This window comes from Mesorhizobium sangaii (assembly GCF_014207355.1).
Lineage (GTDB): Bacteria > Pseudomonadota > Alphaproteobacteria > Rhizobiales > Rhizobiaceae > Mesorhizobium > Mesorhizobium sangaii.
Map to the genome: position 1 here is coordinate 472,628 of NZ_JACHEF010000005.1, position 12,634 is coordinate 485,261.

Sequence of the window (12,634 nt, forward strand, 5' to 3'; positions counted from 1 at the left end):
CCAGGTGTTCAACATGCGGCTAAGCCTGCGCCTGGACGGCGATTGCGTCCGTGGCTTCCATGTCCTGCTCGCTCAACGCCTGTCCGTGCTCGCGGATGTCGAGCTGTTCGTCGATGCCCGCCCGGCTGGCGGCGGTATCCCGCGCAGCGCCGAGGCCTTGTTCCAACTTGAAACGGCAATCCATGGCCTGCCCCGCGATGGGCTGGCAAAGCGCGTGCCGCGTTCGGCGCTGGCCCGCTATGGCCCGCCGCCCGCTTCGGTCGATCTGGTCGTCGACCTCTGCGGCGACGTTCAGCCGGAAGGCACACGGATCTGGCGTGTCACCTATGGCGGCGCCAGCGGCGAAGCGGCCCTGCTAGCCCTGATCCTCGCCGGCCAGACGCCACTCGCCCGCGTCGAGGAAAACGGGGCTGCGATTGCCGCCGGGCGCCTGGGAACCGAATATGGCGGCATCGCGCTGGCGTCCTTCCAGGACATGCTGGCGCGTACGGCAAGCCTTATCGTCGCGGCGATGTCGGGCGCAGCGACGGCCGTGCCGGTTCTGCCTGAGCCGGCGCAGGCTGGTGCCCCGCCGCCGATGCCCTCGGCTACCAAGCTTGGCGTCAGGGCGGCAAAGGCGCTGGCGCGGCGGATCGTCCAGAAGATCTACCATCTTTGCTACAACGCGCCGCACTGGAAGGTCGGCTGGCGCCAAACCAAGGGCCGGGATCTGTACGACCTTCGCGCCCATCCCGCATCGGGCTGGCAGGTGCTGCCGGACGATGGCAGCCGCTTCTACGCCGATCCGTTCCCGATCCTGTATCAGGGTCAGCTGACCCTGTTCGTCGAGGACTATATCCACCGGCTCGGCAAGGCGATCATCTCGGCTGTGCCGTTCGGTCCGGCCGGCCCGCTTGGCCGCCCTGAACCGGTGCTGGAACTGCCCTACCACCTCTCCTACCCCTTCGTCTTCGAACGCGACGGCGAGGTCTGGATGGTTCCCGAAAGCTGTGCCAACGGCACGGTCGATCTTTACCGGGCGACTGCCTTTCCCGGCGGGTGGGTCAAGGAGGCGACGCTGCTGGCCGACGTCGTCGCCAGCGACGCCACCCTGGTCGAGCACGGCGGCAGCTGGTGGATGTTTGCCACCGTGCGCGACGGTGAAGCCACCGTCCGGGACGGTGCAGGCGCCTTCTCCGACACGCTGCATCTGTGGTCGGCGCCGGATTTTCGCGGCCCCTGGACGCCGCACCAGAACAATCCCGTGCTGATCGACATCGCCTCGGCGCGGCCGGCCGGCCGCATGGTGAAACGAGGCGATCAGTTGCTGCGCCCGGTGCAGGACTGTCGCAGGAGCTATGGCGCGGCGCTCGGCATCGCACGCATCTCTCACCTTGATTTGATCGGCATGGAGCAGGTTGTTGAGACGATCTTAAATCCAGGTGCGCTATGGAATGGGCGCAAGCTCCACACGCTCAACGAGGCGGGTGGTTTCGAGTTCATCGACGGCTCGGCGATTGCACCGCGCTGGAAGCAACGAGGCGGGCGGTATTAACCTAAACATTGGTTACTACCAGTCGCGCGTGCAGGTTGCTTGAGGTTGATTTGGGACCGGACGTATTTTCCACCACAGATTGCAGAGCGGAAAGATGACCAGCAGAAAGGGCGGCGAAATGAGTATCGCAGAGGCTGGCCCAGCCGAAGTCGACGTGGCGATTGTCGGCGCCGGGCTGGCCGGAACCACCTTGGCGACGGTGCTTGGAAAAGCCGGGCGCAAGGTGGCGTTGATCGATCCGCACCGCGTCCATCACGACGAGTTCAGGGCTGAGAAGATCGGCACGAAGCAGATGCAGCTGTTCAAGAGGCTGGGCCTCGAAGCGACGCTTCTCCCTCTCGTCACGCCGATGGACGAGGTGCATATCTTTCGCCTCGGACAATTGTTCGCGCGTGAAACGCATCGCGAGTTTGGATTTTCCTATGGCGCGCTGATCAACGGCCTGCGTGACGCGCTGCCGCCGCAAGTTCCGTTGACGGTGGGCAAAGTCGCCGAGATCACCACCGGACCGGACGAGCAGCGGCTTGTGCTCACCGACGGCTCCGTCATCGACGCTCGGCTTCTGGTGGTGGCCACCGGCTACAGCGAAGCGGTTCGGCGCGCCATCGGGGTGAACCGCGTTGAAGAATCCAAGGCATTTTCGCTATCGATCGGCTTCGACCTTGCCATCGCGCCGCGTGACTGCGCCTATGAGTCTGTCACCAGCTACGGCAAACGGGCCGGGGACCGTGTCGCCTACATCACCGTCTTTCCCATCGGCAACAAGATGCGGGCGAATATGTTCGTCTACCGGCAGGTGGCCGAGCCGTGGACAAGGGCGTTTCGCGAGGACCCGCAAAAGATGCTTTGCGAGCTGATGCCCGAGATATCAGCGCAATGCGGTAACTTCGAGATCGCAGGCCCCGTCGAGGTTAGGCAGATCAATCTGACCACGACGCAAGGCCATCGCCGCGACGGAGTGGTTTTCGTCGGCGACGCCTTTTTGACGACGTGTCCAACGCCGGGCGTCGGCATCGAGCGGGTGATGACAGACGTCGATCGGCTCCATTCGGTGCACATTCCGCGCTGGCTGGAAACACCGGGAATGGCGGCTGACAAGATCAGCGCCTTTTATGACGATCCGGTCAAGATCGCCGCCGATGAGAATGGCATGAGGTCCAGCATCTATTCCAAGGCGATCACCACCGGAACAGAGCTGGAATGGCGCATCCGCCGCCTGCGCAACAACACCGCGCGCCAGCTGATGATCGTCGGCCGCAAGATGCGGAATTTGGGCCAGCGGCGGGCAAATGCTGTCGCCGGCGAAGCGTCATAGAACAAACCGTCGCCCGGATCACCCAGCGTCAGCCCCGCCTTGCGTGCTTCGGCGCGCAGGAACGGCAATCCGACGACAATCACATCATCCGGATCGTCCGGCCACCGGCCGCCATACCGCCAACCCACCGGTAATGTCCACATCGACATGGCTCATGCTTCGCGCGCGTGCGCAGGGAGCGGGAACGATATCGCCCGCCAGGTGTTAGAAATTCATGATGAACACCATGGAACCCCACGGTCACGGGATGGTGGCCGATATTTTGACCTTGGAAGTCGCCAATGCCAGGCAGCGCATCGACCGGACCGAGCTCGCGATTCAACGCACGGAAGAAATGCTGGCCGAGAACATTGCGCTGCGCAGCAGGATACAAACCGCGCAACGGCGTCTGGTCGAGGCCGCGGAGCGCTTGGTGAAGATTTCCAGCGCAACGGCGCTGCTGTAGCCGATAGCGGCGATCGCCTTCACTGTCGGTGTCCTCCCCCGGAATGCGGGCCATTGCCTGGCGAGCCAACGGATTCACGCATCAAAACCTGGCAAGGCTCGAGCCGTGCTCTCGGCGGCCCCTCCCCGCCTTCAATCCTGGCAAACAGCGCGTCCATGGCGTGGCCGGCGATCTGGCGCACCGGCTGCACCACGGCGGCAATGGCCGGCCATGTCACCTGCATCCACTCGGCATCGTCGAAGCCGACCAGCGAAATGTCGTTGGGGCAGTGCCAGCCACGCCGGCGGAACTCGGACAGCGCCACCAGCGTGCCCTTGAGGAACAGCGAATAGACTGCGGTCGGACGTTTGCCCCCGCTCCCACCTTCGCCTTGATCGAAATAGTCGCGCAATTGCGACCTGAGCGGTTCGACATCGCTTTCGGCAAGCACGACGTCGATGCGCACATCCGACGCCAGCGCCAACGCGGTGCCGCGAAAGCCGTCGAGGCGGGCGTGCATCGTGGCTGCCTGTTCGCCAAGGCCGACAACCAGGATATGGCGGTGGCCCTTGCCGATCAGTTCGCGCGCCACCTCGGCACTGGCCGCCTCACTGTCGGCCGACACGGTGTCGAAGGCGTCGTCCGACAGCACGCGGTCGATCAGCACGCCGGTCATGCCGTTGGCCTTCATGAACCCGGCCGCCGGGCCGTGCTCGTTGCGCACCGGCGCCAGCACCACGCCGGCCACCCGCCAGTCATGCATGCGTTCGAGGATTTCTTTTTCGCGCACCTCTGATTCACGGCTCGATGCGGCCACCAGCGTATAGCCGCGCTGCTCGGCCAGGCCTTCGAGCTGGGTGATCATCTGGCCGAAGAACTCGCTCTCGAACTCCGGCATGATGGCACCGATGATGCGGCGCTTGGCCCGCCGCATGTCGGAGGCCAGCGGATCAACGCGGTAGCCCAAAAGCCCGACGGCGTCGAAGACGCGTTGCGCATTCTCGGGCTTCACCGTGGTGACGCCGGCCATGACCTTGGAGACGGTGGCGGCCGACACGCCGGCGTAGCTTGCCACGTCGTGGATCGACGGACGCCGCCGCTGGCCCTGCCTATGCGCCATTGGCCCTCCTCACGAGGCGCGGACGTCAGCATTTTCGTCCGCCACCAAACGAGTAAATCGATTTTTCGTGATTGTAAATCGTTTAATCGGAGGTATTTTGTCTCCGTGCATGTCGCCCAAAGTGTGCAACGGGATAACGAAATGTGCAAACCAAAAATGTGCGATGAGGTTCGCGCCCGAAGGAAATTGCCATGTCAGACAGCACCTTGCCGCTGGTCGTCAGCGCGCCGGAACCGCGCACCCTCGACCTCATCTTCACGCCTTCGCAGTTGGCACGCTTCCGGAAAACATACCGTATCGTCGAGACGACGCCCGACGGCGTCGCAAAATTGCCGGCCGATGTGCTGGCCGAAGCCCGCTACATCGTCGGCCAGCCGCCGATCACGCCTGAAACGCTGGACAAGATGAAGGCGCTGCGCTGCGTCTTCAACGTCGAGACCAACCTGATCAACAACATGCCCTATGAGACGCTGTTTGCGCGCGGCATCCATGTCGTCACCACCGGCCTGGTCTTCGCCGAGCCGGTGGCCGAGCTTGGCCTTGCCATGGCGCTCAACCTTGCCCGCGATATCGTCGACGCCGACCTCGCCTTTCGCCAGGGCAAGGAGCTGTGGGGCGGCGATGGCAACCGGACAGCCCGATTGCTATCAGGCGCCGATGTCGGCATCATCGGCTTCGGCGATCTCGGCCGCGCGCTGAACCGGCTGCTGTCAGGCTTCCGCACCCGCACAAAAGTCTTCGATCCCTGGCTGCCGCCGTCGATCCTGATCGACAACGGCGTCGAGCCTGCCTCGCTCGACGAGGTGCTGTCGCAGAGCGACTTCGTCTTCGTCGTTGCTTCGGTGACCAGCGAGAATCAAGGTTTTCTTGGCGCCGATGCCTTTGCCGGCATGCGCAGGGGTGCGGCCTTCATCCTGCTCAGCCGCGCCGGCGTCGTCGATTTTCCCGCCCTGATGGCGGCGGTGAAAAGCGGCCACATCGTCGCCGCCAGCGACGTCTTCCCGGAAGAGCCGCTGGCGCAAGACCATCCGGTGCGTGCCTTGCCCGGCTTCCTGCGCTCGGCCCACCGCGCCGGCGCGCTCGACATCGCCTTCAAGCGCATGGGCGACATGGTGCTGGAGGACATGGACCTGATCGACCGCGGCCTGCCGCCGCTGCGCTCCAAACGCGCCGAGCGAGAAACAGTGTCGAGGATGCGTTCGAAACCGGTGGACAAGAACTGACGGTGGCTGGCGAAGTCGATCTGCCTTCATCTTCACAACAGACTGGCTGGTGGGCTGGGCAACGACAAATCGGCAATCACGGAACCATCCGCTGCCGAGACAGTTGGTTCGGGTGGCGGCGAAACATCGCGCTTCCCTCAAGCTGATATTAGCGGAGAACTCCGCTAATTCGTCGCCACGCCCCCCAGAGAAATATCAGCAATGGCGCCGCTTCTGGCTGGAAGGCTTGTGACGGCGTTCACGTTCACGATGCCTGTCGGGTAAATACTGTCGCTTTCGCGCAACGAGGGTCCAGGAGCCTCGGCCCTTAGGCAGCACGACCGAATTCGTTCTGGACGATCTCGAGAAGCAGGCCGTCATTGTCCCGGCCGACGGGCTCCCTCGTCCGCCAATCGCACCCCGATCGATCGAACTCGATGGGCGCGGAATAGAATTCCGCGAAACCGAGAACCAATCGTTCTGCGTCGGCCAGCGACAGATCGCTGTGGCGACCGGCCACCTGTGCCGCCAAGACCGGTATGTTGACGATGCCAAACTCGTAGATTGTCTTGACCAGCGTGTGGTTCAGGTCGTCACGCAGCTCGATCGAGTGGTTGTTCATGGCAAACTCCTGTCCCTTGGACTGGGTTTTCCCTCACTTTCACCATGCGCCATCGACTTCGCCAAAGCAAGCCAATTGTTTAAATTTAATTAACAAAATCAAATAGTTAGTAGGTTTAGACAGTGATGCAAACCAGGCACTGTGAGTACGTGGTGCAACAGAAGCGTTCGACTATCTCGGAACCAAATAGGCCATTGGCAAATTGAGAGACACATAAGTCACTTACTCATTCGGCACACCGGCTCGGATCGCCGGTAAGGGAGCCCACGATGACTGACAATCTTGAGCGCCCCGAACGGCTTCAGGTCATGTTGAACGAGGAAGAGTTCGCGGCACTCGACACTTGGCGCTTCGACAAGCGCATGCCGAGCCGTGCGGCTGCGGTGCGTGAACTGCTTCGACGCGGCCTGGCTGCGGAGGGCTTCCTGCATGCCAGCAGTGGAACGCGTTCCGGCGATTTCGGCCTTCTGAAAGGCGAACAAGACAAGCCGGATCGCAAGGCGAAGGCTTCAGGCGAATGAAAACTGCGGCGCCGGCAGCCTGGCGCCTGATGGCTTGATAAGGTTGGCAGGCCTTTCGAAGGCAAGCCGGTGGCGCGAAACATCGCGGCCAGCTCGCGAAAGCAGCAATGGCTACTTCCGCACGATCCACTTGAGAATGTCGGGATCGATCTCGTCGAGTTCGGTCAACTCACGCGCCAGCAGCGTCGCGTTCATTCGCCATTCCCGTTTGGCGATAAGCCTTTCAACGGCCGATTTCCTGAAGACGCGGCGAACACTCTCGCCGTCGAAAGCCCCTGAATGGTTTTCTGTCATTTCAGTCTCCGCTGGGACGGCGGGAGCACCTGAGTGGCTACCAAACGTCCGCGTGCCTTGGAAACCGGACGACGCGAGGAATGTACGCTTTCGTACATAAATGGCGAGTCAATTTGCCGGCGGGCGAACCATTCCCGAATGCGGCTCGTTAGGCTTTCGCACCGCCGGCGGGGCCAAGCCCGACACTCGGGGGCAACCGAGCTTTGTTGTTAGCCGGCGGATTTTCCGACGAGTGCCGGAGTCTGGCGTCATCACTTGATATGTCGGTTTTGTACCAAGACACGTTTGGTACGTTTCCGACACTAACGTTCAGGTCGATCTTTTCGTATGCGAACGGTGTTGGGGGCCGCCGTGCATCGAAATTCATACCGCATTCCTAGGTCTTTTCGTCGGGAGTCCCTATATACGGGCCATCGTCGGCACGTTTTTACGGGGCGCGGACGGCTGGGAGATCGGATGGCTCTTGCCCTGCATTGGGCCGCGCCATGACCGATCTTGATAAAAACCGCCAATACCGAAATCAACTGCTGCGGCGCATGCCGGCGGATGACCTGGCGCTGCTCGTGCCCCATATGCAGCGCTGCGACCTGCTTTTGCGCCAGATACTGGTGAGCCCCAATATTCCGATCGAGGCCGTCTACTTCATCGAACGGGGCATCGGCTCGGTGGTCGCCAGCACGACCAGCGGCCACGAGGCCGAAGTGGGCTTCATCGGCTTCGAAGGCATGACGGGATCTTCCCTCGTGATGGGCGACGACCGTGCGGTGCATGCCTGCTATGTGCAGCTTGAAGGCGAGGCCATACGCATCGAAGCCGGCCCTTTCAATGCAGCCCTCGCGGCAAGTGCGACCTTGCGGATGTTCCTGCTGCGCTTCGTCAACGCGCTGCAGACCCAGGCCAGCTGCACCGCTTTGGTCAACGCAAGGCTGAAGCTCGAGGAGCGGCTGGCGCGGTGGCTGCTCATGTGCGACGATCGGGTGCCTGGCGAAACCCTCTCCATCACGCACGAATTCCTGGCCATCATGCTTGGCGTTCGGCGCCCAGGCGTCACCGTTGCCCTCCAGTTGCTGGAAGGCCGCGCGCTGATCCGCTCGCGCCGCGGCGAGATCGTCATTCGCGACCGCGCCGGATTGGAAGAACTCGCCAATGGCAGTTACGGCGAAGCCGAGGCCGAATATGTCAGGCTGATCGGCGAGATCGATGCCGACTGATCAAGAGCGCCGCGCCGCCGGCTTGCCCGATGACGTCGCTTTGCCGGGCCGTGTCGCCCCGACTTCATAGTCATCCGCCGCGCTGTTCCGGCTCATTGGCCCCTCTCGGCCGATCGGCCCATCTCTGCCAATTGGCAAGCCAGCATGCTCCAAGCTTGCGAGCTTGCATTTCGTCTGTTCGGCCGCCGCCCCGATAAGGCAATCGATGGTAAACATGGCGCCGACGTGATCGCTGGCGGCGACCGCCTGGCGTATCTTGCTCAATTGCGCTTGCGTATAATCCAGAAGCTCGACCAGGCCGGTATGATCCAAACCGCCCTCCATCATAGGATGTCGAGTGGCCGATCCAGGTCGCTCTTGGCTTTTGAAATACGCCCATTTGCCTGGCTTGCATAGGCGAATTGTCGAAAACGTACAGTTTCCAGCTCGCAGCCGGCCGCGCTATTGTCCAAAGGTCCCTCTTCGCGAGGCCATTGCGGCATGCGAAGTTGAGGAACATAAGCTATCGCTTGGATAAGCGCTCCGTACGTCGCGGGGGGCGATGTCGTGCCAATTCGCGAGAATCTCGCTGCCAACCTCAGGCGGCTGGTCCAACGCCACGCTTCCGTGAGCGCGGCGTGCCGTGAGCTTGGCATCAACCGCACCCAGTTCGAGCGCTATCTGCAAGGCCAGGCCATTCCGAACAAAGCCACCGCCAGGCTGATCTGCGGCTTCTTCAAGATCGACGAGAACGATCTGTATCGCGAGCCCGCTGCCGCGGCAGCCAGCGACAGCCACGCATCGCTGCGCCAGAGACTGTATGAGACCATGGTGCATCCCCCCTCGCCGGCCATCGCCGGCGGCACCTATTTCACCTATTTTTCGGTCCCCGGCCGCCCCGACCTTCTGATGCGCTCGATCACCTTCGTGCAGCGTGAGACCGAGCTGGTCACCTTCAGGCGCGTGACACGGTGGGCTCCAGGCGACAGCCAGGGCGGAGCACGAGCTCCCGGCAACCACTACGGCGTGGTGATCTCGCGCCTGAACTGGATCTATTTCAGCGGCATCAACAGCCGCCCGACCGGCGAGCCGTCGATCATAGCCGTGCAATGGGCCCCCATCTCGGAGCCGGTGATGGTCGGCAGGGCCATCGTCCTGACGGAATCAGGGCCAGCCTTCCTGTCGGCCATCATGCGGCGGGACGTTACCAGGATCAGCCTGAAACAGGCGATAAGAATGGCCCACATCGTCAGGCTCGATGACCCCGGCGTCGATCATCTGGTGGCAAGCCTCGCGCGCGAGGCCTGACGCAAAAGATCCGAAACAACTTACGGCGCGGCGCCGCCGGTGGAAGGGAGCCTCCCTTTTCCTGCCATGTTGCACTGCGATAGATTTGTTGCATTGCGATATCAACCTGCCCGGCCGACCCTGCCAATGGGGCTGGGCCAATGGGGCTGGGCTTGCACGAAGGAACCGTCGTGGCAGCATCGTTCCGGCCGGACATACAGGGATTGCGCGCGCTCGCCGTCGGCGGTGTCGTCGCCTATCATTTCGGCCTCTCCGGCCTGCCCGGCGGCTTTGCCGGCGTCGACATCTTCTTCGTCATCTCCGGCTGGCTGATCACCACCCATCTCATGCAGGAGATCGGCGACACCGGCAGGCTCGACCTCTGGCGCTTCTATGCCAGGCGCGCGCGGCGCCTTTTGCCGGCGGCACTGTTCGTCATCCTGGCGACCCTTGCGGCCGGCTATTTCATCCTGTCGCCTCAGGAGCAGGCGTTCTATTCGCGCGGCGCCATGTTCGCCTCTGCCTACGCCATCAATCTGTGGCTGCTGCGCTGGTCGTTCGACTATTTCGCCACTGATGCTACCAGCAATCCCTTCATCCACTTCTGGTCGCTGTCGGTGGAGGAGCAGTTCTACCTGGCCTGGCCGGCGCTGCTTCTGCTGGCGGCCTGGCTGCGTCCCGGCCGGCGAACGGCGGTGGTCGTGATCGGCATCGCCGGCCTCGCCTCTTTCGTCGCCTGCGCCTGGCTGACCAGCGCGGCACCAGCCTGGGCCTTCTATTTTTCGCCGCTGCGTGCCTGGGAGTTCGCCGCCGGCGGCCTGGCGACGCTGGTCCCGGTGACTTTCCTGCTGCATCGTCCATGGCTGCGCGCTGCCCTTGGCTGGCTCGGCCTGGCGCTGATCGCGACGGCCTATCTGTGGCTGAGCGAGGACCTGCCCTTTCCCGGCTACCTGGCGCTGCTGCCGGTTGCCGGCACAGTGCTGGTGCTGTTGGGCGGGGCCTGCGAGGAGCAGGCCGGCATGCTGGCCACCTGGCGGACCAACGGTCAAGCCTACAGCCCGGTCGCCGCTCTGTCGCTGCCGCCCCTGCAATGGATCGGCGCGCTCTCCTATTCGCTCTATCTCTGGCACTGGCCGGTGATCGTCTATGCCCAGATGCTGGTGCCGGATCTCAGCGCGCCGCAGCGCCTCGGATGCGGCGCGCTGGCCTTGGCGTTGTCGGTGTTCACATATCACCTGATCGAGAACCCCGGACGACGCGCCGGCTGGCTGACGGCGGGCGCCAAGGCTCCCTGTTTCAGCGCCATTCCGGACGGAAAACCGCGTCTCACTTTTCCTGCAATTGTGCTGGCTCCCGCGCTGGCGCTGACCGGTGCCGGCGTGGCGGTGGCTTATGCCAATGCGCATCTGGCCCAGCGCAACATCGACCCAGAGCAACGCGGCATCGAGCAGGCCGCCGAACGACCCTCCATCGCGCGCGCCGTCGACAAGAATTGCCTGCTCGACTTCCACACCGTGACGCCCAAACCCTGCGTGTTCGGCGCCACCGATGCCGCCCACACCATCGTGCTGTTCGGCGATTCGCACGCCGACCACTGGTCGACGCCGCTGATCGAAGCCGCCAGGCGCAACGACACCAAGGTGGTCACCTATCTCAAATCATCATGCCGCGCCTCGCGGCTCTCCACCTTCAACACCGTGCTGAAGCGCGACTACACCGAATGCGACGCCTGGCGCGAGCAGGCGATATCGGACATCATCGCCCGCAAGCCTCGCCTGGTGGTGATCTCGGAATTCTCCATCGGCAATCTGACGCGCGACATGCCCGCCGCCAGCCGCACCGCCGAGACCGCGCGCTGGCAGGCCGGCCTGCGCTCGACCTTGCAGGCGTTCAGCCGGGCCGGCGTCGAGGCCGCGGTGATCCGCGACACGCCGATCAACGCCAGCTTCGCCGATTCCTGTGTGGCGCGCACCCTGTGGTGGCGCGAGGCGCCGTCGCCGCACTGCGACACGCCAAGGACCGAGGCCGCCAATGACAATGCCGCCGCCGCCGAACGCGCTGTCGTGACCAGCGTCCCCGACACGCTCTATGTCGACCTCACCGACCATTTCTGCGGCCACACCGCCTGCCACGTCTTCATCGGCGGCAAGCTGGCCTTCCGCGACCGCCACCACCTCGCCACCGCCTTTGCCGAGACGCTGGAGCGGCCGCTGGAAAAGGCGTTGTTTTGAAAACCAGCGCCAGCACCTCCTACCGCCACCCACCCGACGCCGTAATCCGCTCTCCAGTCACCCAACCCGCCTCGTCGGACGCCAGAAACACCGCTACCCGTGCAATGTCATCCGGCTGGCCGAAGCGGCCAAGCGGGGTGACCGCCACCAGCGCCTGTTCGTGTTCGCTGCCGACAATGCCGACGCGCTGCAGCCCTTCGGTGTCGACACCGCCCGGCGCGATCGCGTTGACGCGGATGTGGCGGGCGCCGAGTTCGCGCGACATCGACAGCGTGATCGAATCCACCGCCGCCTTGGTGGCGGCATAGACCAGCGAGTTGGGCTGTGGGTTGGAACTGGCGACCGAACTGATGTTGATGACGCTGCCGCCGGCCGGCCCGAAATGCTTCGCCGCCTCCTGGATGGCGAGCACGACGCCCAGCACATTGGTGTCGAATTCGCGGTGGAACTCGGCCTCTGTCACCGCCTCCAGCGGCTCGAACTGGAACACGCCGGCATTGTTGACCAGGATGTCGACGCCGCCGAACGAAGACTTTGCCGCTTCAAACAGGCCGCGCACATCCGCCGCTTGCGCGACATCGCCCTTGACCGCGACTGCCCGGCCGCCGGCATCCGCGATGGCGGCCACGACGCGCTCGGCGCCTTCCTGCGATGAGGCATAGTTGACCACGACAGCCGCGCCCGCCGCAGCCAGCCCCTTGGCGATAGCTGCTCCAATGCCCTTGGATGCGCCGGTGACGATGGCGACCTTGCCGTTCAGACTGCTCATCCATTCTCTCCTTGTGATCTTGACGATGAGCGGTATTTAAGCGCGCCGAAAAAGCGTATTAGATTGTCAGATCGCCATTCTTTCTTGCCTGGAATTCGGCAATCCATCCCTTCCCGACATGCGAT

Annotated in this window: 13 protein-coding genes; 8 read left to right on the forward strand and 5 right to left on the reverse strand. The window is 63.5% G+C overall.

Features of this window, described 5'->3' with window-relative positions:
• The first annotated feature begins 13 nt into the window (after positions 1 to 13).
• From HNQ71_RS25055 to HNQ71_RS25065, 3 genes are all read left to right on the forward strand, one after another.
• The gene (locus HNQ71_RS25055) at positions 14 to 1,534 is read left to right on the forward strand and encodes a glucosamine inositolphosphorylceramide transferase family protein (RefSeq protein ID WP_184875409.1); all 1,521 of its coding nucleotides are present in this window, start codon (positions 14 to 16) and stop codon (positions 1,532 to 1,534) included.
• Positions 1,535 to 1,628: 94 nt separating this feature from the next.
• The gene (locus tag HNQ71_RS25060; RefSeq protein ID WP_184875411.1) at positions 1,629 to 2,849 is read left to right on the forward strand and encodes an FAD-dependent oxidoreductase; all 1,221 of its coding nucleotides are present in this window, start codon (positions 1,629 to 1,631) and stop codon (positions 2,847 to 2,849) included.
• Between the two features lie 214 nt (positions 2,850 to 3,063).
• Positions 3,064 to 3,294 (forward strand): hypothetical protein, encoded by a 231-nt coding sequence (locus HNQ71_RS25065; RefSeq protein ID WP_246462007.1) that lies wholly within the window; start codon positions 3,064 to 3,066, stop codon positions 3,292 to 3,294.
• Between the two features lie 19 nt (positions 3,295 to 3,313).
• Here the strand turns inward: HNQ71_RS25065 and HNQ71_RS25070 are convergent, their stop codons facing one another.
• Positions 3,314 to 4,393 (reverse strand): LacI family DNA-binding transcriptional regulator, encoded by a 1,080-nt coding sequence (locus HNQ71_RS25070; RefSeq protein ID WP_184875413.1) that lies wholly within the window; start codon positions 4,391 to 4,393, stop codon positions 3,314 to 3,316.
• A 191-nt stretch (positions 4,394 to 4,584) separates the two neighbouring features.
• On the opposite strand from HNQ71_RS25070, the gene HNQ71_RS25075 reads away from it, so the two are divergent.
• Positions 4,585 to 5,616, forward strand: a complete 1,032-nt coding sequence (locus HNQ71_RS25075; protein ID WP_184875414.1) for a hydroxyacid dehydrogenase — start codon at positions 4,585 to 4,587, stop codon at positions 5,614 to 5,616.
• Between the two features lie 307 nt (positions 5,617 to 5,923).
• Here HNQ71_RS25075 and HNQ71_RS25080 read toward each other — a convergent pair whose 3' ends face one another.
• Positions 5,924 to 6,217: a hypothetical protein gene (locus HNQ71_RS25080; protein WP_184875416.1), complete on the reverse strand. Its 294-nt coding sequence runs from the start codon at positions 6,215 to 6,217 to the stop codon at positions 5,924 to 5,926.
• Positions 6,218 to 6,486: 269 nt separating this feature from the next.
• Here HNQ71_RS25080 and HNQ71_RS25085 point away from each other — a divergent pair, with 269 nt between their 5' ends.
• Positions 6,487 to 6,738: a hypothetical protein gene (locus HNQ71_RS25085; protein ID WP_184875418.1), complete on the forward strand. Its 252-nt coding sequence runs from the start codon at positions 6,487 to 6,489 to the stop codon at positions 6,736 to 6,738.
• Between the two features lie 111 nt (positions 6,739 to 6,849).
• Here the strand turns inward: HNQ71_RS25085 and HNQ71_RS25090 are convergent, their stop codons facing one another.
• The gene (locus tag HNQ71_RS25090; RefSeq protein ID WP_184875420.1) at positions 6,850 to 7,032 is read right to left on the reverse strand and encodes a hypothetical protein; all 183 of its coding nucleotides are present in this window, start codon (positions 7,030 to 7,032) and stop codon (positions 6,850 to 6,852) included.
• A 485-nt stretch (positions 7,033 to 7,517) separates the two neighbouring features.
• On the opposite strand from HNQ71_RS25090, the gene HNQ71_RS25095 reads away from it, so the two are divergent.
• Positions 7,518 to 8,243 (forward strand): Crp/Fnr family transcriptional regulator, encoded by a 726-nt coding sequence (locus HNQ71_RS25095; protein WP_184875421.1) that lies wholly within the window; start codon positions 7,518 to 7,520, stop codon positions 8,241 to 8,243.
• Here the strand turns inward: HNQ71_RS25095 and HNQ71_RS25100 are convergent, their stop codons facing one another.
• Positions 8,244 to 8,570, reverse strand: a complete 327-nt coding sequence (locus HNQ71_RS25100; protein ID WP_184875423.1) for a hypothetical protein — start codon at positions 8,568 to 8,570, stop codon at positions 8,244 to 8,246.
• Between the two features lie 219 nt (positions 8,571 to 8,789).
• Between HNQ71_RS25100 and HNQ71_RS25105 the strand changes: the two genes are divergently transcribed.
• Positions 8,790 to 9,530 carry a helix-turn-helix transcriptional regulator gene (locus tag HNQ71_RS25105; RefSeq protein ID WP_184875425.1) on the forward strand — a complete coding sequence of 247 codons (741 nt, stop codon included), beginning with the start codon at positions 8,790 to 8,792 and terminating at the stop codon, positions 9,528 to 9,530.
• Between the two features lie 170 nt (positions 9,531 to 9,700).
• Entirely contained in the window at positions 9,701 to 11,740 is a 2,040-nt protein-coding gene (locus HNQ71_RS25110; RefSeq protein WP_184875427.1) for an SGNH hydrolase domain-containing protein, read from the forward strand.
• Positions 11,741 to 11,759: 19 nt separating this feature from the next.
• Here HNQ71_RS25110 and HNQ71_RS25115 read toward each other — a convergent pair whose 3' ends face one another.
• Positions 11,760 to 12,509, reverse strand: a complete 750-nt coding sequence (locus tag HNQ71_RS25115; protein WP_184875429.1) for an SDR family NAD(P)-dependent oxidoreductase — start codon at positions 12,507 to 12,509, stop codon at positions 11,760 to 11,762.
• Positions 12,510 to 12,634 lie beyond the last annotated feature (125 nt).

Coding starts and splice junctions, on each gene's coding strand:
- HNQ71_RS25055 (WP_184875409.1), top strand. CDS start 14: ATGCGGCTAAGCCTGCGCCTGGACGGCGATTGCGTCCGTGGCTTCCAT.
- HNQ71_RS25060 (WP_184875411.1), top strand. CDS start 1,629: ATGACCAGCAGAAAGGGCGGCGAAATGAGTATCGCAGAGGCTGGCCCA.
- HNQ71_RS25065 (WP_246462007.1), top strand. CDS start 3,064: ATGATGAACACCATGGAACCCCACGGTCACGGGATGGTGGCCGATATT.
- HNQ71_RS25070 (WP_184875413.1), bottom strand. CDS start 4,393: ATGGCGCATAGGCAGGGCCAGCGGCGGCGTCCGTCGATCCACGACGTG.
- HNQ71_RS25075 (WP_184875414.1), top strand. CDS start 4,585: ATGTCAGACAGCACCTTGCCGCTGGTCGTCAGCGCGCCGGAACCGCGC.
- HNQ71_RS25080 (WP_184875416.1), bottom strand. CDS start 6,217: ATGAACAACCACTCGATCGAGCTGCGTGACGACCTGAACCACACGCTG.
- HNQ71_RS25085 (WP_184875418.1), top strand. CDS start 6,487: ATGACTGACAATCTTGAGCGCCCCGAACGGCTTCAGGTCATGTTGAAC.
- HNQ71_RS25090 (WP_184875420.1), bottom strand. CDS start 7,032: ATGACAGAAAACCATTCAGGGGCTTTCGACGGCGAGAGTGTTCGCCGC.
- HNQ71_RS25095 (WP_184875421.1), top strand. CDS start 7,518: ATGACCGATCTTGATAAAAACCGCCAATACCGAAATCAACTGCTGCGG.
- HNQ71_RS25100 (WP_184875423.1), bottom strand. CDS start 8,570: ATGATGGAGGGCGGTTTGGATCATACCGGCCTGGTCGAGCTTCTGGAT.
- HNQ71_RS25115 (WP_184875429.1), bottom strand. CDS start 12,509: ATGAGCAGTCTGAACGGCAAGGTCGCCATCGTCACCGGCGCATCCAAG.